The following is a 21,853-nucleotide window of genomic DNA, read 5'->3' as shown; positions in this document are numbered from 1 at the left end:
CCAGGCGAGCAGCGCGCCCAGGTGCTGGTCCTCCAGGCTGGACTGGCCGGTCGCCCAGTGCCGGGACAGCACGTCGGTGAGGGCCAGGAGGAGCGCCGAGTCGGCGGGCGCCCCTGGGGGAAGCGGAGCGGATCAGACCTGGCCGGCCTTCTCCAGCGCGGTGCAGCAGGTGTCGACGATCAGTCGCGTCACCAGGTACGGGTCGACGTTGGCGTTCGGGCGGCGGTCCTCGATGTAGCCCTTGCCGTCCTTCTCGACCTGCCACGGGATGCGCACCGAGGCACCGCGGTTGGAGACACCGTAGGAGTACTCGTTCCACGGGGCGGTCTCGTGCAGACCCGTCAGACGGTCGTCGATGCCGGCGCCGTAGTTCTTGACGTGGTCGAGTGGCTTGGAGCCCTCGCCGAGCGACTCGCAGGCGGTGATGATCGCGTCGTAACCCTCGCGCATCGCCTTGGTGGAGAAGTTGGTGTGCGCGCCCGCACCGTTCCAGTCGCCCTTGACCGGCTTCGGGTCCAGGGTCGCGGAGATGCCGAAGTCCTCGGCGGTGCGGTACAGCAGCCAGCGGGCCACCCACAGGTGGTCGGAGACCTCCAGCGGGGAGACCGGGCCGACCTGGAACTCCCACTGGCCGGGCATGACCTCGGCGTTGATGCCGGAGATGGCGAGACCCGCCTTCAGGCAGTTGTCCAGGTGGGCCTCGACGATCTCGCGGCCGAAGATCTCGTCGGCGCCGACACCGCAGTAGTAGCCGCCCTGCGGGGCCGGGAAGCCGCCCTCGGGGAAGCCCAGCGGACGGGCGCCGTCGAAGAAGGTGTACTCCTGCTCGATGCCGAAGATCGGCTCCTGGGCGGCGAACTTCCCGGCGACCTCGGCCAGCGCGGCACGCGTGTTGGAGGAGTGCGGGGTGAAGTCGATGTCCAGGACCTCGCACAGGACGAGGATGTCGTCGCCGCCGCGGATCGGGTCCGGACAGGTGAAGACCGGCTTGAGCACGCGGTCCGAGGAGTGCCCCTCGGCCTGGTTGGTGGAGGACCCGTCGAAGCCCCAGATCGGCAGCTCGTCGAGACCGGCGGGGGCACCCGTGATGATCTTCGTCTTGGAACGGAGCTTGGCCGTCGGCTCGGTGCCGTCGATCCAGATGTACTCAGCCTTGAAGGTCACGGGGCCACATCCTTCGGGGGTGGGTCGGGCGCACTCGGTGCGGGTGCTGCGGCGCTGCGGCACTGGGGCGCCGCGTCTAACTGCCCGGCAGCCTGTCAACAGGCGATTTCCCGGTCATTGCTCGAGTGTGAACCCCGTGTTACCTGGTGTTTCTGTGCCGCGCCTCACGTGGTGAGGCGGGCGGCGGTGGGGTACGGCGGTGCGGGTTCCGCTGTTCGTGGCCGTGAACAGCGGAACCGCCCTCTCGCCGATGCCCGTGCGGTGGGTGAGCCTCACCCCCGTGCGGCTCACCCACCGCGGACCTCACCCGGGCTCGTGGCTCACCCCACCTTCTCGATGACCGCGCGGCGGATGAGGAACTTGCCCGGCTCCCGGACCTGTTCGAAGGCCGCGTTGTTGAGCAGTACGCAACTGCCGGAGACCGAGGTGACCTTCACCGTCGTGGACTTGTTGTTGTCCAGGTTGGTGACCTTCAGGGTCGTGCCCGCCGGGAACTGGTTGCTGGACGCGGCCGGGGCGCCGCCCTCACCGGAGAGCGTGACGGTGGAGCCGTTGCACACCTGCTGGCCGGAGGCCGCGGCGCCGCCGCCGTTGTTCCCCGCGGCACCGGTCTGCGCGGGCTGCGCGCCCTGCTGGGCCCCACCGGCCTGCTGGTTGCCGCCGGCCTGCTGGTTGCCCTGCTGCGCGTTGCCCTGCTGGCCCGCGTTGCCCTGCCCGGTCTGGGAGCCCTGAGCCGACTCCCCAACCGTGCATCCGGCAGCCTTCTGCTGGACCTCGATCTGCTTGATGACCGCCTCGCGGTTGGCGATCCGGGCCGCCGACTGCGCGTCCGGTTTCGCCTTCTGGTCCGCGATGAACTTGTCGTTGTTGCCGTGGGCCGTGGCCAGCCCCTGGCATACGGTCGAGTCCCCGGCGGACAGCGTCTTGGCGTTCTGCGGGCTCTGCGCGGCGTTCGAGGTGGACGCCAGCGCGAAGGCCCCGCCACCCGCCACCGCCGCGGCACTGACGAGCACCGCGAGCTTCTTCTTCGTGCTGAGAGTTCTCCTGCGTGACATGCGCGCCTCCTGAAGAGGTAGGGGAGCGTACGCCGCTATGTACGAGATCCCGAACGAGGTTACTCAGCGGTTGCCTGAGTTCGCCGAAGTAACCTGCATCACAGGAGAGTTGAGCCTCGCTCAGCTCTTGTTCCGGGAGAGCGCCTCCTGGACGGTCTCTTCGGTTCGGGCCACCAGGGCGGTTCCGTCGTCGGCTGTGATGATCGGGCGCTGGATGAGCTTGGGGTGCTCGGCGAGGGCCGTGATCCACCGGTCCCGCGCGGTCGCGTCCCGCGCCCACTCCTTGAGTCCCAGCTCCTTCGCGGCGGCTTCCTGGGTGCGGGTGATGTCCCACGGTTCGAGCCCGAGCCGGTCGAGCACGGCCCTGATCTCGTCCTCGCTCGGCACGTCCTCCAGGTAGCGGCGGACGGTGTAGTCGGCCCCCTCGGCGTCGAGGATGCTGAGTGCGCTGCGGCACTTCGAGCAGGCCGGATTGATCCAGATCTCCATACGGCCCACGGTACGCGACGTCCGCCTGCCGCCTGCCGCCTGCCGCCTGCTCAGCCGAGGACGAGCGGGAGCTGCGCGGCGAAGTCGCCCAGCGCGGTCTTCTCCGCGGCGGTCGGCGTGCGCCGCCCGGTGCCGACCAACAGCGCGTCCCGGTCGGAGAACGAGGCGGGGAACGGGGTCCCGGCGATCTTCTCCAGCGACGCGCGTGCCGCCGCGAGGGTCTCGGCGGGCGGCCCGGCGGCCGACGGCAGGTGCGCGACCAGGTCGAGGTGGTGCAGGGTCCATTCGAGGACGTAGGCGGACAGGTAGTCCCCGATGGTCAGCACCTTGTCCTGGGTGCTGACGCGGCCCGCGGGATCGGCGAGACCGGCGGCGCGGCCCGCGGCGGAACCGACGTCGTCCAGGTGGAACTTGAGCCACCGCGGCTCGCCGTAGGCGGCCGCCAGCCGGGGGATCAGGGCGTCGAGCGGGTCCTCGCCGGTCGGGGGTTCGCCGAGCAGGTCCCAGTAGGTGGCCGCGTCCGCGGTAGGTGCGGTGTCGGCGGGCGTGACCAGGGTGATCAGGACGTCCTGGGCGTCGATGACCAGGTGGCACACCAGGTCCCGCACGAGCCAGCCGGTACAGCCGGACGGCCGCTCGAAGTCCTCGTCCGGGAGGTCGGCGACGGCCGTGCGCAACGCACTCCATGAACGTGAGAAGAGATCCACCGGGGCACGGTAACGACGGACCGGAAGGGCGGACAAGCGGCTTCACGCCGACGTGGCTCTGTTCGAATTTCTCCCGCCCCACGCGCATCGTGAGGACCTGCCGTGACGCGGTGCCAATTCCTGCGCCCACCTGGCCCTTTGCTCGCCTCTCCGTACTCCCTGGATGTCAGTGGTCGGCAGTAGACTGTAAGCAGTGTTCGAGGGAATCGCCGGGCTGTTCCGGTGGATGCCCGACCGCGACAGGAGGATGCCTGTGCCCGCTGCCGCCCTGAAGTCCAAGCCGCTGCCCACCCAGTCCACCACCAAGCGTTCCGTCCGGCTCGACTCGCCCTATGTGCCGATGGAGAAGCGTCCGCTGCCGGCCGGACGGCCGCGCGAGTGGTACGTCACGCACAACCGGCGTCTGAAGGCCATGCGCCTCGCCATAGCCCTGCTCGACCTGGGGATCTTCCTGCCGGGCCAGGCCCGCAACGAGACGATCCGCAGCACGGCGGAGAAGATCGGTGTGCACCCGCCGTCGGACACGACCTGCCACATGGTGCGGGCGTTCATGCGCTACAGCCGGTGAGACCGGTGCCGGGTGCCCTGCGCCGCTGCAGGGCACCCGGCCCTCACGCCGACAACTCCCGCTCCCACGGCGTCCGGAAACGCGGAGTCACCTTCGTCGCCCCCACCCACCCCCGCAGCCGCTCCGCCTCCGCGGCCACCGCCGCCTCGGCCTCGCGGCGTACGCCCGGCTCGGGGATCCGCCAGACGACCTCCCCGTCCGCCCGCTGGGCCCAGCCGCCCACCACCCGGCCGTTCCACCACGCCGTCGGCCCCACGTTGCCGCTGCGGTCGAAGAGGTGCGGGCGCAGGCCGGGGGCGAGATACCAGTCGCGCTGCTGCCAGGCCATGGCCGTCGGGTCCAGGCCGGGGAGCAGCGCCGCCCAGGGCTCGCCGGGTGCCTCGACCGGATCCGTGTCGCCGTCGGTGACGTACCCCGTGCCCTCGTCCAGGGAGACCTCCTGTGCGCCGATCGCGGACAGCGCGCGGCGCACCTCGGTGACCCGCCAGCCGGTCCACCACTTCAGGTCCGCCTCCGACGCCGGGCCGCAGGCCCGCAGCCAGCGCTCCAGCAGATCCGCCTGGGCCCGCGCCGCGTCCAGCTCGGGGTGCTCCGGAGCCGGGGCCCATCGGAACTGACTGGACGTCCAGGATCCGAGCGGGCGGCCGCGGACCACCTTGCCCTCGACGCCGAGCACCCGCAGCAGGCGGGAGGAGACCGTGTGGACGCCCTCGTAGCTCTTCCCGGCCGCGTACACGAACTGCTCGCGCAGGCGCGGCTCGTCCGCCGTCAGCTCCGCCGCCGTCGCCTGCCCGCGCCGGGCCAGCGCGGCCAGCGCGGACACCTCGACCTCCGCCAGCCAGGCCGCGTCCGGGGCGCCCGCCCTGGCCATGTCCTTGAGCAGGGAGGCGCGTTCACGAGCGGCCACGGTCAGGCCCGTCGAGGCGTGGACGACGGCCGTCAACGCGGTCGGGAACACGAACACCGTGTGCCGCATGCCGTGCATCCGGACCAGCGTGCGGTCCTCGTACAGCGCATGCTCCGTCTCCGCCACCGCCTTCGCCGGGTCGGCGAGCCGGGCCGCCACCGCCAGGTACACCGTCGCGGGGTCCGTGCCGTGCAGGGCCACCAGCGAGGCCGCGACCTCCTCGGGGGTCGCCGCCCGTGCCGTGCCCGCGAGGCGGTGCCGCAGGGCCAGCCGGGCCCGCCGCTCCGCCGCGTCGATGTGCCGCCGCCGTCCGTCACCCATGCCGACCTCCCCGTCGTCGTCCACCCTGCCTTTCTGCATGGTCGCCGACACCACTGACAGTCGGCTTGTTCACCCGTTCGCCGGACTCGGCATGCGCACGCCCGCCCCGGGGCCCTTCACTGCGATCAGGAGGTGACGGGAACAGCGAGGACCCGCAGAGAGAGGCCCACCGTATGAGCACCCCCGAGGACCGCGCCGCGCGCGGAGCCCCCGAGGACCGCGCCCGGCGCGGCAAGGAGGCCCGCAAGCGCGTCCCCCGTTCCACACACGCCTGCTGGCTGCCTTCGGCCGACCGGGCCGACCCCGTCGCCGCCCTGGAGCGGCAGGGCCGGGACCGGCTGCCGGAGTTGCTGCCGATCCGCTACGGGCGGATGGCCGCCTCGCCGCTGGCCTTCCTGCGCGGCGCCGCCGCGGTGATGGCCGCCGACCTCGCCGTCCAGCCGCACACCGGGCTCACCGTGCAGCTGTGCGGCGACGCCCACCTGCTCAACTTCGGGCTCTACGCCTCCCCGGAACGCGCCCTGCTCTTCGACCTCAACGACTTCGACGAGACCTTCCCGGGGCCCTTCGAGTGGGACGTCAAACGGCTCGCGGCCAGTGTGGCCGTGGCCGCCCTGGAGAACGGCCACGGCACCGCCAGGGCGTGGACCGCGGCGGCCGCGGCCGGCACCGGCTACCGCACCGCGGTACGCCGGATGGCCGGCCTCGGCGAGCTGGCCGTCTGGTACGAGCAGATCGACGCCGACAGTCTGCTGCCCCTGGTCCGCTCCGCCCGGCGCAGGCACCGCCCGGAATGCAGCCTCACCCGGGCCCGCCGCCGCACCAGCCTCCAGGCTCTCGGCAAGCTGACCGAGGTGGTCGACGGGCGGCGCCGGATCGTGCACGACCCGCCGCTCCTCGAACCCGCCGGCGTCCCGGACACGGCCTCCCTGCGCAAGATCTTCAGCGACTACCGCTCCACCCTGTCCGAGGAGCGCCGCCACCTCCTCGACCGCTACCGCTTCGTCGACGCCGCCCGCAAGGTCGTCGGCGTCGGCAGTGTCGGCATGCGCTGCTTCATCGTGCTGCTCGCCGGGCGCGACGCCGACGACCCGCTTTTCCTGCAGGTCAAGGAGGCGCGGACCTCGGTGCTCGAGGAGCACCTGCCGGGCGCGCCGTACGTCCAGCCCGGACACCGGGTGGTCGCGGGGCAGCGGCTGCTGCAGTCCGCCACCGACATCTTCCTCGGCTGGATGAACGGACCGCAGGGCCGCGCCTTCTACTGGCGCCACCTGCGCGACTCGAAGGGCTTCGCCGAGGTCGCCGGCATGGACCCGGCCGGGCTGCTCGCCTACGCCCGTCTGTGCGGCACCACGCTGGCCCGGGCCCATGCCCGCTCCGGCGACCGCATCGCCATCGCCGCCTACCTGGGCTCCGCCGACACCTTCGACCGGGCCGTCGCCGACTTCGCCCTGGCCTACGCCGACCAGGTCGCCGCCGACCACGCCACCCTCGGCGCGGCCATCGAGGCGGGTGTGGTGACGGCGCGGCCGGGTGTCTGACGCGGCTGCTCAGCCGTACCGTTCCAGCAGCCCGCGCACGTACGCCTCCAGCCGCTCGCCCAGCACCTCCGGCGTCAGATCGGTGCGCCCCAGCTCACGCCACGGCCCGGCCAGTTTCTCCGCGTCGGCGGCGTAGGCCAGGGCGTCGAGCAGCCGCCAGTACAGGTGGTCGGGACCGTTCGCGAGCCCGGTGCCGCCCTGCTCCTCGTACCGGTCCCGGAAGGCCAGCCCCTGCGCCGGGCCGTGCAGCAGGGCCAGCGCCGTCGAACAGTGCGCCACATCGAGGTCGGCCGGGCCCCACGAGGTCTCCACCCAGTCGACGACGCCGCTCACCCGAAGGTCGTCCCCGGCCCCCGTGAACAGCACGTTCCCGGGGTGGTAGTCCCGGTGCAGGAAGCGGCCGCGGTACGTCGGCGGGTCGCGGCGGAGCACGTCCACCGCCCTCTCCCACATCCCGCCCCCGGGGGTCCGGACCCGCTCGGGGGAGGTCCACGCCTGGTACGGGCGCGGCCGCTCCCGCGGCACGACCGCGTGGATCCGCACCAGCTGGGCGGCGAGCAGGTCCAGCCGCCCCTCCAGCGCCTGTCCGTCCTCCTCGTCCACCCGCACCAGACCCGGCAGCCGGGTCATCAGCAGCGAAGGATGGTCGCAGTGTTCGGCGGCGGCGTCCACGGCGACCAGCCCCGGGGCCGGGACGCCCTCCTCCCCGGCGAGCAGGCCGAGGACGGCCGCCTCCCGGGACAGCAGGCCCGACGCGTGCCGCCGGAAGAACGGCCGCACGAAGGTGCGCAGCACCAGCTCCTCCCCGTCGTCCAGGGTGAGCCCGCGCATCTGCGCGGACCAACCCCCTGAGAGCGGACGGGAGCCGGTGACTGTACGGCCTTGCGGAAGCTGCTTGGTCACCCAGCTCCGGGTCGCCGCCCAGCCCCCCTCGTCGAGCCCGCTCAGCAGGGCGGCAACGAACTCCCGCCGGTCCTCGGTGTGATCGCGCAGCCACCGCCCCACCCGGTGGTCGGCGTCCGGGAGTTCGAAGCGGGTGTACTGCGCGCGTGCCGACAGCGCGTCCTGTACGGCCTCCGTCACCTCCGGCGGGATGACCGCGTCCGTGCCCGGCACCGCCAGCACCGCACGGCCCTCGTACGCCCGCAGGGCCGCGAGAGCGGGGGAGTTCCGCCAGCCGCCGGGCGTACGGATGATCCCGCTGAACCGGCCGCTGCCATCCCCGAACGGCACGTCCCAGGCCTCCGGCGCGTACACCGCGGGTGCGCACAGGCCTACGGCAGCCACCCGCCGGCCGTAGTGCCGTACGAGATCCGCCACCGTCTGCCCGCTCATGCTGAACCCCACCAGGACCAGCGGGTCGCCCTCGGGAGCGTGGGCGTCGAGCACCGCCACCGCCTGCTCGAACCGCCGCCGCAGGCTCAACCGGGCGAGGGTGCCGGTGCTCTCGCCGTGCCCGGAGAAGTCGAGGGCCAGCGCGCGGCAGCCGTGGGCCACGGCTTCGGCGAGCAGCGGCAGCAGCCGTTCCTTGGTGCTGTCGCCCGCGCCGTGCAGAAGTACGACCGTCGCCCGTCCGGGCGGTCCGGCGCTCACCGCGCTGAGCCGCTCACCGTCGCAGGGGAACGTGAACACGTCGTACTCGCGGGAGAGTTCGCTCATGCGGGCCATTCACTCACAGCCGGTGGCGGGCCCGGAAAACGGGATGCACCGAGCGTGACGGCCTCCCTACCCTGAATGAGCGTCGCCGAGTCGACACGTCCCCCATCCACCCCACTCATCACCCAACGGAGGTCCGTCATGCGTGGCATCGTCCTCACCGGGACCGTCGTCCTGGTGATTCTCGGATTCGGAAACCACATCTGGTGGCTCGCCGCCGGCGTGCTGCTCTATCTGTACGCGACCCGCGGTCGGGGTTCGCCCGCCGGGCCGCCACCGGCCTCCGGCTCGGGCGCGCTGCCCGACTCCTATCGGGCGTACCGCGAGCGCCGGGACCGCCAGGCCCGGTGGGAGCGCCGCTACCGTCGCGAGCGCCGCTTCGAGATCCGGCGGCAGGAGCGCGAGAAGAGCAGGTGAGTACAGAGGTGCCCCCGGTCACAGGCCGGGGGCACCCCACACCGGGAACCAGCGGCTCAGGTCCTGCTCGGTCCTGAGATCGTCCGCGAGCTGCGCCTTCACCTGCAACTCCAGCGCGCTGTCACGGCGTTCAGCGGTGCCGGGCAGCGGTGCGAACGGGTAGAAGGTGCCGCGTTTGTAGAGGTAGACCAGGGCCAGGCGCCGTCCCCGCGCGTCCTCGAACGCGGCGAGGGAGCACAGCAGCTGCGGCCCGAATCCGTTGACCTCCATCGAGCTGTTCACCGCGTGCAGGTCGTTGACCAGCTGGGGCAGCTGGTCGGGGGTCCGCCGGGAGACCAGCCAGGAGTAGCCGTAGCCGTCCTGGGTGAGTTCCACCGGGGGCCCGGCGCGGTCCGCGTCCGCGTCGAGCAGCGCCTGGACCTCCCGGTGGGTCTGCACGAAGGCAGCGCCCTCGACCGTGGCGAAGCACACCGCACCGACCCCGGTCGGGGTGAACCCGGCCGCCGCCTGGAGCGTCACCGCCGCCGAGGGCAGCGCGAACAGCTGGTCCAGATCGGGTGCGACGGGCTTCGTCCGACCGAGCAGGATGTCCAGCAGCCCCATGCTCAGCCCGCCTTCCCGGGAGTCGCCGCCTCGCCCAGCTCCGCGGAGATCCGGCCCAGCTGGTCGAGGCGCTGCTGAAGGGGCGGGTGGGTGGAGAAGAAGCGCTCGATGCCGGGCTCCTTGCCGGTCGCCGGGGTGAAGTAGAAGGCGTTGAAGGCCTGGGCCGTGCGCAGGTCCTTGGTCGGGATCCGGGCGATGTCCCCGGAGACCTTGGTGAGCGCGGACGCCAGCGCCGAGGGGCGGCCGGTCAGCTGCGCGGCCGCCCGGTCGGCCGCCAGCTCCCGGTACCGGGACAGGGCCCGGATCAGCAGGAAGCTGATCGCGTACACGGCCGCCGAGACCGCCATCACGGCGGCGAACACCGCGGCGGTGTTCTGGTCCCTGCGGCCCCCGCCGAGGAGCTGCGAGTAGAAGGCGAACCGCACGATGAGGCCCGCGATGACGCCGAGGAACGACGCGATCGTGATCACCGCGACGTCCTTGTGCGCCACATGCGACAGCTCGTGCGCGAGCACGCCCTCCAGTTCGGCGGGCTCCAGTCGCCGCAGCAGCCCCGTGGTCACACAGACCACGGCGTGGTCGGGACTGCGCCCGGTCGCGAACGCGTTCGGCATGTCCATCGGGGACACGGCGACCACCGGCTTCGGCATGTCCGCGATCGCGCACAGTCGGTCCACCACCGCGTGCAGCTCGGGATACTCCTCGCGCTCCACGACCCGCCCGTGCATGGCGAACATCGCGATCCGGTCGGAGAACCAGAACTGGGCCACGAACATCGCCCCGACCAGGACGACGACCAGCAGCCAGGACCTGAGCAGCACGATCAACGCGGCGACGAAGGCCACGTACAGCAGCCCGAGCAGGAACAGCGTGACCGTCATACGCACGGTCAACCGCCGATCGCTCCGGAAGCGGCTCTGCATCTGCATCACCCCGCAGTCAGGCACTCGTCCCGCTGTCCAGTGTGCACCTGCGGATTCCCATAAAGAGGTCGCGAGCAGACCTAGGGGCAGCAAAGGCTCCCTGCGAAACCGGGGGTCTCGGTTTGGTGACGCAGGGTAAGCCTGTACTGCCCCTCGGTGACCGGTGGCTGGTCCTAGTAGGGCGAGCGCATCTGCGCGTACCCCAGCAGGACTATCACCACGGCCACACAGCCGAGCACCACGACCGTCGACACCCACGACGACCGCCGCGGTGCACCGTGCTCCGGGTCGGCACGGAACGGCGCCGGGTCCGGCGGGTTCTCCTTCCAGCGGGCGGCGAGCATCCGGGCCCGGGCGGAGGGCTCCTTGTGCTCGGCGGAACTCGCCCACCGGTGATCGAACTCGTGCTCCCAGTCGTCCTGTTCGCTCATCCCCGTTCAACCTCTCTCGTCGGACAGAACCAGGAGGATGATCCCCCGAGAGTAGGAATCATGGGAAGCGCAATAGGTTGCAGGACGGCCGCGGATTCCGGCCGATCTCGTCAGGATGCTGGGTGGTCGCCGGGCGGCTAGCATCGACGTGAGAGCCGCACGCAGGGTGTGCTCGATGCCGCGCCATCCCTGCCCACCGGGGAACCTGCAGCCCTGCTTCCCCCACTCAGGCGGCAACACCTACGACCGCTCCGGACCACTGGTTCCGGAATCGCGGCCATCCGTCTCGTGCATCCAAGACCGCACGAGGGGATGGAAGGAGGGTAGATCGATGAAGGCACATCGCGCGAGGCGTCTTGCCGCGCTGTCCGCCGTCGCCGTTCTGATGGCGGGCGGGGCCGCGGTCGGCGCAGCAGGCACTGCATCGGCAGCCACCCCGGACCAGGTCACCACCAACCACGGCTGCGGCTGGCGGAACAACTGCTTCAACAACGGCTTCGGCTTCAACAACGGCTTCGGCTTCAACAACGGCTTCGGCTTCAACAACGGCTTCGGCTTCAACAACGGGTTCAACACTCCCGTTGTAGTGGTCGTGGTGAGCTGACGGCAGCGGGACGGAAGCACGGCCGAGGGCCACCACCCGGAACGGTTCCGGGGGGTGGCCCTCAGTGTCGGTCCACACCCAGCGCCTCGGGCGCGCCCGACCGGTCCAGCACGGCGAGACGCTCCATCGCCGCGGCGCCGGGCCAGCCCGGCATACCGAAGTGGGCGGGAGCCTTGAACGCGGCCGAAGCGGCTCTGTGCAGCAGCCCCGCGCGCCGGCCCTGTTCACGCATCACCTCCGCGGTGAACCGGTTCGGGCTTCCGCCGGACCAGCGGTTCCGCATCACCTGGCGCATCCCCGAGCCGCCCGTGGCGTAGCTTCGCCCGCTGCTCGCACGGCGTCCTCAACGGCGAAGGCCGCCACCCCGGAGCGGGGTGGCGGCCTTCGTGCGGGATCCGCGGCTCACACGTCGAAGTACAGCTCGAACTCGTGCGGGTGCGGACGCAGCTGCAGCGGGGCGATCTCGTTCGTGCGCTTGAAGTCGATCCACGTCTCGATCAGGTCCGGGGTGAACACGTCGCCCTGGAGCAGGAACTCGTGGTCGGCCTCGAGCGAGTCGAGGACGGCCGGGAGGGAGGTCGGGACCTGGGCGACGTTCGCGTGCTCCTCGGGAGCCAGCTCGTACAGGTCCTTGTCGATCGGCTCGGCCGGCTCGATCTTGTTCTTGATGCCGTCCAGGCCCGCGAGGAGCAGGGCGGAGAAGGCCAGGTACGGGTTGCCGGAGGAGTCCGGGGCGCGGAACTCGACGCGCTTGGCCTTCGGGTTGGAGCCCGTGATCGGGATACGCATCGCGGCGGAGCGGTTGCGCTGCGAGTACACCAGGTTGATCGGCGCCTCGAAGCCCGGCACCAGACGGTGGTAGGAGTTCACCGTGGGGTTGGTGAAGGCCAGCAGCGACGGGGCGTGCTTGAGGATGCCGCCGATGTAGTAGCGGGCCATGTCCGACAGGCCCGCGTAGCCGGCCTCGTCGTAGAACAGCGGGTCGCCGTTGCTCCACAGCGACTGGTGCACGTGCATGCCCGAGCCGTTGTCACCGAAGATCGGCTTCGGCATGAAGGTCGCCGTCTTGCCGTTGCGCCAGGCGACGTTCTTCACGATGTACTTGAACAGCTGCAGGTCGTCCGCGGCGGCGAGCAGCGTGTTGAACTTGTAGTTGATCTCGGCCTGGCCGGCGGTGCCCACCTCGTGGTGCTGGCGCTCGACCTTCAGGCCGTTCTTCTCCAGCTCCAGGGAGATCTCGGCGCGCAGGTCGGCGAAGTGGTCGACCGGCGGGACCGGGAAGTAACCGCCCTTGTAGCGGACCTTGTAGCCACGGTTGTCCTCGAGGGCGCCGGTGTTCCAGGCGCCCGCCTCGGAGTCGATGTGGTAGAAGGACTCGTTCGCGCTGGTCGCGAAGCGGACGGAGTCGAAGACGTAGAACTCGGCCTCGGGACCGAAGTACGCGGTGTCCGCGATACCGGTCGACGCGAGGTAGGCCTCCGCCTTCTTGGCCACGTTGCGCGGGTCACGGGAGTACTGCTCGCCCGTGATCGGGTCGTGGATGAAGAAGTTGATGTTGAGCGTCTTGTCACGGCGGAACGGGTCCACACGGGCCGTGGAGAGGTCGGCGCGCAGGGCCATGTCGGACTCGTGGATGGCCTGGAAACCGCGGATCGACGATCCGTCGAAGGCCAGCTCCTCGTCCGGGTCGAACGCCTCAACGGGCACCGTGAAGTGCTGCATGACGCCCGGCAGGTCACAGAACCGGACGTCGACGAACTTGACGTCCTCGTCCGCGATGAACTTCTTGGCCTCGTCGGCGTTCTGGAACATCCAGCTCCTCCTACTCCCGACCGTCCCGCCGGGGTGGTAGATCGTTCGTGCGGCCAGTGCGGTGGCACACGCTGCCCTCGACCCTAGGGACGGGTGATTTCTCGGGCGTGACCCATTTGTTTCGCAGAAGTTAACCGGCCACGGTTCCACCGTAGCCCCGACACACCCCTCGGCGCTGTGTCGGAATCCGGGCGCAGTACCGTGGACGGGTGGACAACAGGAAAGCAATGGGATCGTGGCTTTCCGGGCCGCGAGCGGCCTTGGAAGAAGCCGGTGCCGACTTCGGATACCGGGGCGAGCAGCTCGGCCTCCCGGAGGAGGGACCGAACTCGATCGCACGGCCCGGCAGGCGTCTCGGGGCGCTGGCCGTCGACTGGGCTCTGTGCGTGTTGATCGCATACGGCCTGATCACGCACGGCTACAGCCCGGCCACCAGCAACTGGGCCCTGCTCATCTTCCTGGTGATGAGCGCCCTCACCGTCGGCACGATCGGCTTCACCCCGGGCAAGCGCCTCTTCGGCCTCCGGGTCGTGGCCCTGGAGACCGGCACGGTCAACCCGCTGCGCTCCCTGCTGCGCACGGTCCTGCTGTGCCTCGCGCTCCCCGCCCTGATCTGGGACCGGGACGGCCGTGGCCTCCACGACCGGCTCGCGAAGACGGTCGAGGTCCGCGCCTAGCACGCGTACGACGAACGCCTGGCACGCGTACGACGAAGGGGGGCGCCCGGATCACTCCGGGCGCCCCCCTTCGTCGTACGCGTCTCCACGAGGAGGACTAGCGGGCCTTCGGGCCGCCCTTCGGCATCCGCATGCCCTTGGGCATCGGGCCCTTCGGCAGCGGCATGTTGCTCATCAGGTCGCCCATGGCGCGCAACCGGTCGTTGGTGGCGGTCACCTGGGGGCCGGCCAGCACGCGCGGGAGCTTCAGCATGGTCGTGCGCAGCTTCTTCAGCTCGACCTGGCCCTCGCCCGTGCCGACGATCACGTCGTGCACCGGCACGTCCGCGACGATACGGTTCATCTTCTTCTTCTCGGCGGCCAGCAGGCTCTTCACCCGGTTCGGGTTGCCCTCGGCGACCAGCACGATGCCGGCCTTGCCGACCGCGCGGTGCACCACGTCCTGGCTGCGGTTCATCGCCACCGCCGGAGTCGTCGTCCAGCCCCGGCCGATGTTGTCCAGTACGGCCGCTGCGGCGCCCGGCTGGCCCTCCATCTGCCCGAAGGCGGCCCGTTCGGCCCGGCGGCCGAACACGATCGCCGCCGCCAGCAAGCCGAGCAGCAGGCCCAGGATGCCCGCAAGGTACTGGTGGCCGATCAAGAAGCCGATCGCGAGGAAGACACCGAAGGTGCCGATGCCGACGGCCGCGAGTACAAGGCCGATCTTCTTGTCGGCCTTGCGGGTCATCTTGTAAGTGAGAGCGATCTGCTTCAGTCGCCCTGCGTTCGCGGCGTCCGCCGCGGGTTCCTTCCTCGCCATGCCACGAAGTCTACGTGGCCCCGGGAGTGCCCACGACGGCAGTGCCGGGTGGGGGAGGGGTTCAGGGGCGGGTGGCGGCCTGGTCGAGCACGCGCTGCGCCTCGACCCGGTCCTTGGCACGGCGGCGGTCCTCCAGCACGGAGGTCCAGGCGTTGCGGCGGGCGGTGCGCTGGCCGCCGCTCATGAGCAGGGACTCGACGGCGCGGAGAGCGTCGGTGAAGGACGGGATGGCGGTGGCGCGGACGGGCGCGGCCTGCATGATCGAGGTCCCCCCTCGGGACGGGTGGTGTACGAGGCGTGATAGCAGAGTCACTGATTGGTGTTACCAGGGCGTGACCGACCGGTCAAACACCAATGAAGCCTTGATACAGAGCACCGAAACACTGACGCGGCCCTGACGGTGTCCTCATCAGCGAGGACGGTCAGGGCCGCGTCAAGTCGGCCATTACTGGCCGGTAGTCACTTGTGCGCGAATTCACACGCGCTGTTCACACAGGGTGTCCGCCGTGCTCGCCGTTCACACCGCCTGGGAGGCGATGTACGCACCACGCTTCTCGATCGCCATCTGGTACAGGCGGCCGGCGCGGTACGAGGAGCGGACCAGCGGGCCGGACATCACGCCGGAGAAGCCGATCTGCTCGGCCTCCTCCTTCAGCTCCACGAACTCCTGCGGCTTGACCCAGCGCTCCACCGGGTGGTGGCGCACGGAGGGACGCAGGTACTGGGTGATGGTGACCAGCTCGCAGCCGGCGTCGTGCAGCTGCTTGAGCGCCTCGCTGACCTCCTCGCGGGTCTCGCCCATGCCGAGGATGAGGTTGGACTTGGTGACCAGGCCGTAGTCGCGGGCCTCGGTGATGACCTTCAGCGAGCGCTCGTAGCGGAAGCCGGGGCGGATCCGCTTGAAGATCCGCGGCACGGTCTCGACGTTGTGGGCGAAGACCTCGGGGCGGGAGGAGAAGACCTCGGCGAGCTGCTCGGGGACCGCGTTGAAGTCCGGAGCCAGCAGCTCCACCTTCGTCCGGCCGCTCTCGCGCTCCGCGGTCTGCTGGTGGATCTGGCGCACGGTCTCGGCGTACAGCCAGGCGCCGCCGTCCTCCAGGTCGTCACGGGCGACGCCGGTGATCGTGGCGTAGTTCAGGTCCATGGTGACCACGGACTCGCCGACGCGGCGCGGCTCGTCCCGGTCCAGGGCCTCGGGCTTGCCCGTGTCGATCTGGCAGAAGTCGCAGCGCCGGGTGCACTGGTCGCCGCCGATGAGGAAGGTCGCCTCGCGGTCCTCCCAGCACTCGTAGATGTTCGGGCAGCCGGCTTCCTGGCAGACCGTGTGCAGGCCCTCGCTCTTCACGAGGCTCTGCATCTTCGTGTACTCGGGACCCATTTTCGCCCGGGTCTTGATCCACTCGGGCTTGCGCTCGATGGGGGTCTGGCTGTTGCGGACCTCCAGGCGCAGCATCTTGCGTCCGTCGGGTGCGACTGCGGACACGTCGGCTCCCTGCTAATTGCTTGAGTAGTCTTCGATTCGTCGGCGCACACCAGCGTACGCCCGTGCTAACTGAGCCCTACCGGTGAGGCCAACCTCGCGGCCGCAGGGCGCATTCCCCTGATCAGGCGGATGCCTTCTCGATCACACGCGGCTTCAGGTCCGCGCCCTCCAGCACGTCCCGCAGGTGCCTCTCGACCACCGGCAGGACCTCCTCGATGGTGACGTCCCGGCCCAGCTCGCCCGCGAGGGAGGCCACCCCGGCGTCCCGGATCCCGCACGGGATGATCCGGTCGAACCACTTGTTGTCCGGGTTCACGTTGAGCGCGAAGCCGTGCATCGTGACGCCCTTGGCGACACGGATGCCGATCGCGGCGATCTTGCGGTCCTCGCGGCGCTGGCCGGCGTTGGAGGGGGCGTACTCCGGGCCGTTGAGGCGGGGGTCGAACTCGTCGTCGTTCAGCCGCGGGTCGAAGTCGAGGGAGAGCCCGCCGAGCGCCGGCCGCTGCTCGACCGGGTCGCCGAGCACCCACACGCCGCTGCGGCCCTCGACCCGGCTGGTCTCCAGGCCGAACTCGGCGCAGGTGCGGATGAGCGCCTCTTCGAGGCGGCGCACGTGGGCGACCACGTCCACCGGGCGGGGCAGCTTCTGGATCGGGTAGCCCACGAGCTGGCCCGGGCCGTGCCAGGTGATCTTGCCGCCGCGGTCCACGTCGACGACCGGGGTGCCGTCGAGCGGGCGCTCGCTGTCCTCGGTGCGACGGCCCGCGGTGTACACCGGGGGGTGTTCCAGGAGGATCACGGTGTCGGGGACCTCGTCGGCGAACCGGGCCGCGTGCACCCGGCGCTGCTCGTCCCACGCCTCCTGGTAATCGACGGCATCCGCGCCGAACCCCATGCGGACGAACCGCAACTCACTCACGGCAAGCGCCTCCCTCAGCGAACCGGTGTCAGGCCTGTAACGCGCCCACGCCACTGTACGTCCGACCGGCGCGCGTCAGCCCTGCGGGCAATCCTCACACGATCGGATGAATGTACAGAGAAATGTGCGATCGTCCGCTCACTCTCCGCTACATTCACGCCGTCCAAGAGGCCATAAGGGCTGCTCACAGGCAATCCGGGCACTTCAGGAGCACCGGAAGGCACCGGAAGGCAGGAGACCGCACCGCAGATGACGGACCGACCCGCGCAGCGCACCCCCAACCGCCAGCTCGCCACGCTCATCGCAGAGGCGGGGTTCTCCAACGCGGGTCTGGCCCGTCGCGTCGACCAGCTCGGTCTGGAGCACGGGCTGGACCTCAGATACGACAAGACGTCGGTCACCCGCTGGCTGCGTGGCCAGCAGCCCCGGGGTACGACGCCCGCACTGATCGCCGAGGTCTTCACGCGCCGGCTCGGGCGCCGGCTCACGGCCCAGGATCTCGGCCTGGACGCTTGTGCGCCGGTGTACGCCGGGCTGGAGTTCGCGGCCACCCCCGAGGAGGCCGTCGACATCGTCGGCGGGCTGTGGCGCAAGGACTCCGGCAGCCACGTCGAGCTGCGCAAGATCGCCTTCACCCCGGCGGGGCTCGTCGTGCCCAGCCGGGACTGGCTGATCGGCAAGCCCGACGACAAGGTGGCCCGCGAGCCGGTGCCCCGGGTGCCCGCCCAGGGCCGCCCCGGCCCCGCCAAGGACCGGACGGACGCCGTACCGGCCCCGCCCCGGCCGCGCGGACACGCCGCCCGTGCCCCCGGCCACCGGGTCACCGGCGGTGACATCGCCGCGCTGCGCTCGGTCGGCGAGCTGTTCCGCACCCTGGACGACGCCTACGGCGGCGGCCACGCCCGGCAGGCCCTCGTGCGCTACCTGGAGCACGAGTGCGAGCCGATGCTGCGCGGCACGTACGACGAGCAGACCGGCCGCCGCCTGTTCGCCGCGGCCGCCGACCTCACCCGGCTCGCGGGCTGGACGTCGTACGACATCGCCGCGCACGGACTCGCCCAGCGCTACTTCGTGCAGGCCCTGCGGCTGGCCCAGGCGGCCGGTGACCGGGCCTACGGCTCCTTCGTGCTGGTCACCATGAGCCGCCAGGCCGTCTACCTCGGGCACGGCAGGGAGGCGGTGCAGCTGGCGCGGGTGGCGCAGCAGGGGGCGGGCACGGGCGGGCCGCCGGTCGTGCAGGCGCTGCTGCACGCCTCCGAGGCCCGCGCGCACGGGGTGCTCGGGGAGGTGCGGGCGTGCACCGGGGCGCTGGTGCGGGCCGAGCGCGCCCTGGAGGCGGCCCGGCCCGGGGACGAGGTGCCGTACTGGGCCCGCTTCTTCGACGAGGCGCAACTCGCCGACGAGTTGGGGCACTGCCACCGCGATCTGCAGCAGTTCCGTGCGGCCGCGCAGCACGCGGAACGCTCCCTCCAGCTCCGCGCCCCCTCCTACGCCCGCAGCCGCCTGTTCTGCCGGGTCGTCCTCGCCACCGCCCGGCTCGGCCTCGGTGAACTCGACCAGGCCTGCGCACTGGCCGCGGAGGCCGCAGGCCAGGCGGTGGAGATGCGGTCCGTGCGCGCGATCGAGTACGTCAAGGACTTCGAGCGGCGTCTGGAGCCCTACAAGGACGCGGCACCGGTACGGGGTTACCGCGAGAAGGTGGCCGCGTTGAGCTGAACGGGACACAGGACACGGGACCGGCCGCGGCCCGGGGTGGACCCGGCCGGTCCTCTCACGCGGCCCGCGGCAGCGTGGGCGCCGGGTCGGCCCTGTGCATCGAGCCCGCCGCCCCCAGGTCGGAGAGGACCGCCGCCGCGGCCCGGTGGGCCGAGTGCAGCGCCCCCTGGACGGTGCTCGTGTCCCGGTGGTCGCCGCAGACGTAGAGGCCGGCCAGGAGGCGTACCGGGCGGCGCAGGTCGTGCGGGGGGCGCATGGCCGGTATCGCCTCCGGGGTGTGGTGCACGGCGAGCGTCTCCCAGCGGCGCGTCGAGGTGCCGTAGAGCCGGGAGAGGTGGATGCGGACGGCGGTGTCGATGCCGTCGGGCGGGGTGCCCAGGACCGTCGACGAGATCAGTACACGGCCCGCCGGCGCACGGCCCGGGTCCACGTTGCTGAGCACCGCCGTGTGCGCGACCGGCCCGCCGCGGTCGGCGTCCAGCAGCAGCGACGTACCCGTCGTGAAGGCGGCCGCCGGGTCGTCCGTGGTGTGGTGAACGACCGTCACCGGATGGAAGTCCGGCACCCTGAGGCCCGGCAGCAGCTCCGCCGCGGCGCGCGCGTCGGTCGCCAGCAGCACCGCACGGCAGCGGATCTCACCGTGCTCGGCCGTGCTCACCGAGGTCGTGGACACGGAGGTGACCCGCACCCCGGTGCGCACGGTGCCGGGCGGCAGCGTGCCGGCCAGCAGCTCCGGCAGCACCTCCGCACCGCCCTCCGGCACGCACAGCCGGCCGCTCGCGAAGGAGTGCAGCGCAAGGTCGGCGCACCGGCTGGACGTGGTCAGCTCCGGGTCGCACAGCAGCGCCGCGAGCAGCGGACGCAGGAAGCCCTCGATCGTCCGCGCGGGCACCCCGCGGGCCGCGAGGGCCTGCGCGGCGGGCAGTTCGGGCCGGGACAGCAGGCGGTCCACGGGAGTGGCCGCGATCCGGCCGAGGGCGGTGCCGAGGCGGGCCTGGTCGACGGCGCCGCCGAGCGGCGCACCGGACCGGCCCGGCACGGCCGACGAGACCCTGGGGGCGCTCGCCAGGGCGCGCACCACATGGAGTGCGCCCCTTGCGCTCCCTCCGGCCGCCGGAGCGCCCGCGCGGTGTGTGCGTCCGTCGCGGTGCAGCAGTACGCCGGGTGCGAAGCGGCGCAGGGTGAGCGAGCCGAGCCCCGGGGTGCGGCGGAGTTCGGGATAGGACGTGGACAGCAACTGTCCGATGCGGTCGAGCCGGAAGCCGTCGACCTTCTCGGTCGACATGCGGCCGCCCACGTAAGGGGCGGCCTCCAGGACTGCGGTCGTTACTCCTGCGCTGGTGAGCCGATGGGCCGCCGAGAGTCCGGCGATGCCGGCTCCCACGATGACGACGTCCACCTGGTTCGTGGGCTCAAGCACGAGGCCCCTCCTGTGGTTGCGCGGCCGGTGGAGACGTCATGCCCCCAACTGGCTCCAGAGATACCCGAGTTCGGCTCGAGGTTAGGGCCGTGATCGGTCAGGAACAGTCGCGCATCAACAGGGCACGGTCGCACGGCGGTCGCATACGGTCACAAGAGGTCGCAGGAGGTCGCAGGAGATCCCAGGAGATCTCAAAAAACTTCCTGATGTCAGGTCAGGCCGCACGGATCGCATCCTCGATACCCGGGAACGCGAACGTGAACCCGGACTCCAGCAGCCGCTTCGGCAGCACCCGCTGGCTGCCCAGCACATCCCCGGCCATCTCGCCCAGCACCGCCCGCAGCACCGGCGCCGGCACGGCGAACGGCGTCGGCCGGTGCAGCACCCGCCCCATCGCTTTCGTGATCTCACGGTTCGTCAGCGGCCGGGGCGCTGTCAGGTTGAACGGCCCGGACAGCGACTCGTGGTCGATGAGATACCGGATCGCGGCGACCTCGTCGTGCAGCGCGATGTACGACCAGTACTGCCGGCCGTCGCCCATGCGCCCCCCGAGCCCCGCCCTGAACAGCGGGAACAGCCGCCCCCAGGCCCCGCCGTCCCGCGCGACCACCAGCCCTGTGCGCACGAACACCGTCCGTACGCCCGCCTCCTGCACGGGCGCCGCCGCTTCCTCCCACTCCACGCACAGCGACGGCAGGAAACCGTCCCCGGGCGGCGCGTCCTCGTCCACCGCCCGGTCGCCCGTGTCGCCGTAGATGCCCATCGCGCTGCCGTTCACGAAGACCCGCGGCGGTGTGTCCAGCGCGGCCACCGCCTCCGCCAGCGCCGCCGTGCCGAGCACCCGGCTGTCCCGGATCAGCCGCTTGTACTCCGGCGTCCAGCGCCGGTCGCCGATCCCCGCCCCGGCGAGATTGACCACCGCGTCGCAGCCGGCCAGCCCGGCCGCGTCCACCTGCTGCCGCTCGGGGTCCCAGCGGACCTCGCTCCCGTCCCGGGGCGCACGGCGGACCAGACGCACCACCTCGTGCCCGTCCGCGGTCAGGGACCGCACCAGCGCGCTGCCGATGAGACCGGACGCACCGGCCACAGCGATTCGCAAACGTTCCATGGGCCCATCCTTCCCCGTCACGCCTAAGGTGGCCGTCATGCCGCAGCCGCACATACGCATCGCCCTGCCCGCGGACGAGCAGGAGCTGGCCCTCCTCGACCGGGCCGCCTGGTCCCCGCTGCACGCCGTCCTGCCGGCACCGCGACCGCCGTACCCGCCCTTCTTCGACGAGCGCCATCTGCCGCAGGACTACCTCGTCGCCGAACTGGAGGGGCACATCGCCGGCTACATCCGGCTCGTCCTGAGCCCGTTGCTCCCGAGCGCGCACGTCCGCCAGATCCAGGGCCTGGTCGTCTCCGACGCGGCCCGCGGCCACGGCGTCGGCCGCGCGCTGGTCCGGGCCGCGGTGCAGGAGGCGCGCAGGCGCGGCGCGCGCCGCATCACCCTGCGCGTGCTCGGGCACAACACCCCCGCCCGCAGGCTGTACGAGGCCGAGGGCTTCGTGATCGAGGGAGTGCTGCCGGAGGAGTTCCTGATCGAGGGGAAGTACGTCGACGACGTGCTCATGGGGCGCGCCCTCTGAGCACACCGGG

The 21,853-nt window shown here is 71.5% G+C and carries 24 protein-coding genes; 7 read left to right on the top strand and 17 right to left on the bottom strand.

Annotated features, from left to right (window positions below):
- Window positions 1-132: 132 nt before the first annotated feature.
- The 4 genes from glnII to ABZ471_RS28365 all read right to left on the bottom strand — a co-directional run bounded on the left by glnII (window position 133) and on the right by ABZ471_RS28365 (window position 3,415).
- Complete coding sequence (gene glnII / locus ABZ471_RS28380; protein ID WP_359070188.1) at window positions 133-1,164, bottom strand: glutamine synthetase; 1,032 nt, start codon at window positions 1,162-1,164, stop codon at window positions 133-135.
- 320 nt (window positions 1,165-1,484) lie between these two features.
- Window positions 1,485-2,219, bottom strand: a complete 735-nt coding sequence (locus ABZ471_RS28375) for a hypothetical protein (RefSeq protein WP_359070186.1) — start codon at window positions 2,217-2,219, stop codon at window positions 1,485-1,487.
- Between the two features lie 120 nt (window positions 2,220-2,339).
- A complete protein-coding gene (locus ABZ471_RS28370) occupies window positions 2,340-2,708 on the bottom strand; it encodes an arsenate reductase family protein (protein ID WP_359070185.1) in 369 nt (122 codons plus the stop codon).
- 50 nt (window positions 2,709-2,758) lie between these two features.
- Window positions 2,759-3,415 (bottom strand): maleylpyruvate isomerase N-terminal domain-containing protein, encoded by a 657-nt coding sequence (locus ABZ471_RS28365; protein ID WP_359070184.1) that lies wholly within the window; start codon window positions 3,413-3,415, stop codon window positions 2,759-2,761.
- A gap of 253 nt (window positions 3,416-3,668) precedes the next feature.
- Between ABZ471_RS28365 and ABZ471_RS28360 the strand changes: the two genes are divergently transcribed.
- Window positions 3,669-3,983: a hypothetical protein gene (locus ABZ471_RS28360; protein ID WP_359070193.1), complete on the top strand. Its 315-nt coding sequence runs from the start codon at window positions 3,669-3,671 to the stop codon at window positions 3,981-3,983.
- A gap of 43 nt (window positions 3,984-4,026) precedes the next feature.
- Here the strand turns inward: ABZ471_RS28360 and ABZ471_RS28355 are convergent, their stop codons facing one another.
- The gene (locus ABZ471_RS28355; protein ID WP_359070191.1) at window positions 4,027-5,211 is read right to left on the bottom strand and encodes a winged helix DNA-binding domain-containing protein; all 1,185 of its coding nucleotides are present in this window, start codon (window positions 5,209-5,211) and stop codon (window positions 4,027-4,029) included.
- A 173-nt stretch (window positions 5,212-5,384) separates the two neighbouring features.
- On the opposite strand from ABZ471_RS28355, the gene ABZ471_RS28350 reads away from it, so the two are divergent.
- A complete protein-coding gene (locus ABZ471_RS28350) occupies window positions 5,385-6,752 on the top strand; it encodes a DUF2252 domain-containing protein (protein ID WP_359070183.1) in 1,368 nt (455 codons plus the stop codon).
- 9 nt (window positions 6,753-6,761) lie between these two features.
- Here ABZ471_RS28350 and ABZ471_RS28345 read toward each other — a convergent pair whose 3' ends face one another.
- Window positions 6,762-8,411: an alpha/beta fold hydrolase gene (locus tag ABZ471_RS28345; protein WP_359070181.1), complete on the bottom strand. Its 1,650-nt coding sequence runs from the start codon at window positions 8,409-8,411 to the stop codon at window positions 6,762-6,764.
- Window positions 8,412-8,549: 138 nt separating this feature from the next.
- On the opposite strand from ABZ471_RS28345, the gene ABZ471_RS28340 reads away from it, so the two are divergent.
- A complete protein-coding gene (locus ABZ471_RS28340) occupies window positions 8,550-8,825 on the top strand; it encodes a hypothetical protein (RefSeq protein WP_359070180.1) in 276 nt (91 codons plus the stop codon).
- Between the two features lie 18 nt (window positions 8,826-8,843).
- Here ABZ471_RS28340 and ABZ471_RS28335 read toward each other — a convergent pair whose 3' ends face one another.
- The 3 genes from ABZ471_RS28335 to ABZ471_RS28325 all read right to left on the bottom strand — a co-directional run bounded on the left by ABZ471_RS28335 (window position 8,844) and on the right by ABZ471_RS28325 (window position 10,782).
- Window positions 8,844-9,428 (bottom strand): hypothetical protein, encoded by a 585-nt coding sequence (locus ABZ471_RS28335; protein WP_359070178.1) that lies wholly within the window; start codon window positions 9,426-9,428, stop codon window positions 8,844-8,846.
- A gap of 2 nt (window positions 9,429-9,430) precedes the next feature.
- Window positions 9,431-10,351 (bottom strand): zinc metalloprotease HtpX, encoded by a 921-nt coding sequence (gene htpX / locus ABZ471_RS28330; protein ID WP_359070176.1) that lies wholly within the window; start codon window positions 10,349-10,351, stop codon window positions 9,431-9,433.
- A gap of 173 nt (window positions 10,352-10,524) precedes the next feature.
- Entirely contained in the window at window positions 10,525-10,782 is a 258-nt protein-coding gene (locus ABZ471_RS28325; protein WP_359070175.1) for a hypothetical protein, read from the bottom strand.
- 331 nt (window positions 10,783-11,113) lie between these two features.
- Between ABZ471_RS28325 and ABZ471_RS28320 the strand changes: the two genes are divergently transcribed.
- Window positions 11,114-11,386 carry a hypothetical protein gene (locus ABZ471_RS28320; RefSeq protein ID WP_359070174.1) on the top strand — a complete coding sequence of 91 codons (273 nt, stop codon included), beginning with the start codon at window positions 11,114-11,116 and terminating at the stop codon, window positions 11,384-11,386.
- Window positions 11,387-11,447: 61 nt separating this feature from the next.
- Here the strand turns inward: ABZ471_RS28320 and ABZ471_RS28315 are convergent, their stop codons facing one another.
- Both ABZ471_RS28315 and glnA read right to left on the bottom strand, forming a co-directional pair.
- The gene (locus ABZ471_RS28315; protein ID WP_359070172.1) at window positions 11,448-11,618 is read right to left on the bottom strand and encodes a hypothetical protein; all 171 of its coding nucleotides are present in this window, start codon (window positions 11,616-11,618) and stop codon (window positions 11,448-11,450) included.
- Between the two features lie 170 nt (window positions 11,619-11,788).
- Window positions 11,789-13,198, bottom strand: coding sequence for a type I glutamate--ammonia ligase (gene glnA / locus ABZ471_RS28310; protein WP_359070170.1), 1,410 nt, complete (start codon window positions 13,196-13,198; stop codon window positions 11,789-11,791).
- A 209-nt stretch (window positions 13,199-13,407) separates the two neighbouring features.
- On the opposite strand from glnA, the gene ABZ471_RS28305 reads away from it, so the two are divergent.
- Window positions 13,408-13,875, top strand: coding sequence for an RDD family protein (locus ABZ471_RS28305; RefSeq protein ID WP_359070169.1), 468 nt, complete (start codon window positions 13,408-13,410; stop codon window positions 13,873-13,875).
- 97 nt (window positions 13,876-13,972) lie between these two features.
- Here the strand turns inward: ABZ471_RS28305 and ABZ471_RS28300 are convergent, their stop codons facing one another.
- The 4 genes from ABZ471_RS28300 to lipB form a co-directional block, all read right to left on the bottom strand.
- Window positions 13,973-14,674 carry a DUF4191 domain-containing protein gene (locus ABZ471_RS28300; RefSeq protein ID WP_359070168.1) on the bottom strand — a complete coding sequence of 234 codons (702 nt, stop codon included), beginning with the start codon at window positions 14,672-14,674 and terminating at the stop codon, window positions 13,973-13,975.
- Between the two features lie 61 nt (window positions 14,675-14,735).
- On the bottom strand, window positions 14,736-14,933 hold the full coding sequence (locus tag ABZ471_RS28295; RefSeq protein ID WP_359070166.1) for a hypothetical protein: 198 nt from the start codon (window positions 14,931-14,933) through the stop codon (window positions 14,736-14,738).
- Window positions 14,934-15,191: 258 nt separating this feature from the next.
- Window positions 15,192-16,157: a lipoyl synthase gene (lipA, locus tag ABZ471_RS28290; protein WP_359070164.1), complete on the bottom strand. Its 966-nt coding sequence runs from the start codon at window positions 16,155-16,157 to the stop codon at window positions 15,192-15,194.
- 121 nt (window positions 16,158-16,278) lie between these two features.
- Window positions 16,279-17,076 (bottom strand): lipoyl(octanoyl) transferase LipB, encoded by a 798-nt coding sequence (lipB, locus tag ABZ471_RS28285; RefSeq protein WP_359070162.1) that lies wholly within the window; start codon window positions 17,074-17,076, stop codon window positions 16,279-16,281.
- A 249-nt stretch (window positions 17,077-17,325) separates the two neighbouring features.
- Between lipB and ABZ471_RS28280 the strand changes: the two genes are divergently transcribed.
- The gene (locus ABZ471_RS28280) at window positions 17,326-18,792 is read left to right on the top strand and encodes a regulator (protein ID WP_359070160.1); all 1,467 of its coding nucleotides are present in this window, start codon (window positions 17,326-17,328) and stop codon (window positions 18,790-18,792) included.
- A gap of 55 nt (window positions 18,793-18,847) precedes the next feature.
- Here the strand turns inward: ABZ471_RS28280 and ABZ471_RS28275 are convergent, their stop codons facing one another.
- Together ABZ471_RS28275 and ABZ471_RS28270 are read right to left on the bottom strand one after the other, a co-directional pair.
- Window positions 18,848-20,212: an NAD(P)/FAD-dependent oxidoreductase gene (locus ABZ471_RS28275; RefSeq protein WP_359070159.1), complete on the bottom strand. Its 1,365-nt coding sequence runs from the start codon at window positions 20,210-20,212 to the stop codon at window positions 18,848-18,850.
- Between the two features lie 214 nt (window positions 20,213-20,426).
- The gene (locus tag ABZ471_RS28270; protein ID WP_359070157.1) at window positions 20,427-21,320 is read right to left on the bottom strand and encodes a TIGR01777 family oxidoreductase; all 894 of its coding nucleotides are present in this window, start codon (window positions 21,318-21,320) and stop codon (window positions 20,427-20,429) included.
- A gap of 37 nt (window positions 21,321-21,357) precedes the next feature.
- Here ABZ471_RS28270 and ABZ471_RS28265 point away from each other — a divergent pair, with 37 nt between their 5' ends.
- On the top strand, window positions 21,358-21,843 hold the full coding sequence (locus ABZ471_RS28265) for a GNAT family N-acetyltransferase (protein ID WP_359070156.1): 486 nt from the start codon (window positions 21,358-21,360) through the stop codon (window positions 21,841-21,843).
- Window positions 21,844-21,853 lie beyond the last annotated feature (10 nt).

The organism is Streptomyces sp. NPDC005728 (assembly GCF_040630895.1).
Taxonomy (GTDB): domain Bacteria; phylum Actinomycetota; class Actinomycetes; order Streptomycetales; family Streptomycetaceae; genus Streptomyces.
Note: the sequence above shows the minus strand (reverse complement) of the source record. Positions and strands in the feature narration are given on the sequence as shown.

What these genes read in the sequence shown, in the direction of transcription:
- ABZ471_RS28375 (WP_359070186.1), bottom strand. Translation starts at nt 2,219, where the DNA reads ATGTCACGCAGGAGAACTCTCAGCACGAAGAAGAAGCTCGCGGTGCTC.
- ABZ471_RS28370 (WP_359070185.1), bottom strand. Translation starts at nt 2,708, where the DNA reads ATGGAGATCTGGATCAATCCGGCCTGCTCGAAGTGCCGCAGCGCACTC.
- ABZ471_RS28355 (WP_359070191.1), bottom strand. Translation starts at nt 5,211, where the DNA reads ATGGGTGACGGACGGCGGCGGCACATCGACGCGGCGGAGCGGCGGGCC.
- ABZ471_RS28350 (WP_359070183.1), top strand. Translation starts at nt 5,385, where the DNA reads ATGAGCACCCCCGAGGACCGCGCCGCGCGCGGAGCCCCCGAGGACCGC.
- ABZ471_RS28345 (WP_359070181.1), bottom strand. Translation starts at nt 8,411, where the DNA reads ATGAGCGAACTCTCCCGCGAGTACGACGTGTTCACGTTCCCCTGCGAC.
- ABZ471_RS28340 (WP_359070180.1), top strand. Translation starts at nt 8,550, where the DNA reads ATGCGTGGCATCGTCCTCACCGGGACCGTCGTCCTGGTGATTCTCGGA.
- ABZ471_RS28335 (WP_359070178.1), bottom strand. Translation starts at nt 9,428, where the DNA reads ATGGGGCTGCTGGACATCCTGCTCGGTCGGACGAAGCCCGTCGCACCC.
- htpX (WP_359070176.1), bottom strand. Translation starts at nt 10,351, where the DNA reads ATGCAGAGCCGCTTCCGGAGCGATCGGCGGTTGACCGTGCGTATGACG.
- ABZ471_RS28325 (WP_359070175.1), bottom strand. Translation starts at nt 10,782, where the DNA reads ATGAGCGAACAGGACGACTGGGAGCACGAGTTCGATCACCGGTGGGCG.
- ABZ471_RS28320 (WP_359070174.1), top strand. Translation starts at nt 11,114, where the DNA reads ATGAAGGCACATCGCGCGAGGCGTCTTGCCGCGCTGTCCGCCGTCGCC.
- ABZ471_RS28315 (WP_359070172.1), bottom strand. Translation starts at nt 11,618, where the DNA reads ATGCGTGAACAGGGCCGGCGCGCGGGGCTGCTGCACAGAGCCGCTTCG.
- glnA (WP_359070170.1), bottom strand. Translation starts at nt 13,198, where the DNA reads ATGTTCCAGAACGCCGACGAGGCCAAGAAGTTCATCGCGGACGAGGAC.
- ABZ471_RS28300 (WP_359070168.1), bottom strand. Translation starts at nt 14,674, where the DNA reads ATGGCGAGGAAGGAACCCGCGGCGGACGCCGCGAACGCAGGGCGACTG.
- ABZ471_RS28295 (WP_359070166.1), bottom strand. Translation starts at nt 14,933, where the DNA reads ATGCAGGCCGCGCCCGTCCGCGCCACCGCCATCCCGTCCTTCACCGAC.
- ABZ471_RS28280 (WP_359070160.1), top strand. Translation starts at nt 17,326, where the DNA reads ATGACGGACCGACCCGCGCAGCGCACCCCCAACCGCCAGCTCGCCACG.
- ABZ471_RS28270 (WP_359070157.1), bottom strand. Translation starts at nt 21,320, where the DNA reads ATGGAACGTTTGCGAATCGCTGTGGCCGGTGCGTCCGGTCTCATCGGC.
- ABZ471_RS28265 (WP_359070156.1), top strand. Translation starts at nt 21,358, where the DNA reads ATGCCGCAGCCGCACATACGCATCGCCCTGCCCGCGGACGAGCAGGAG.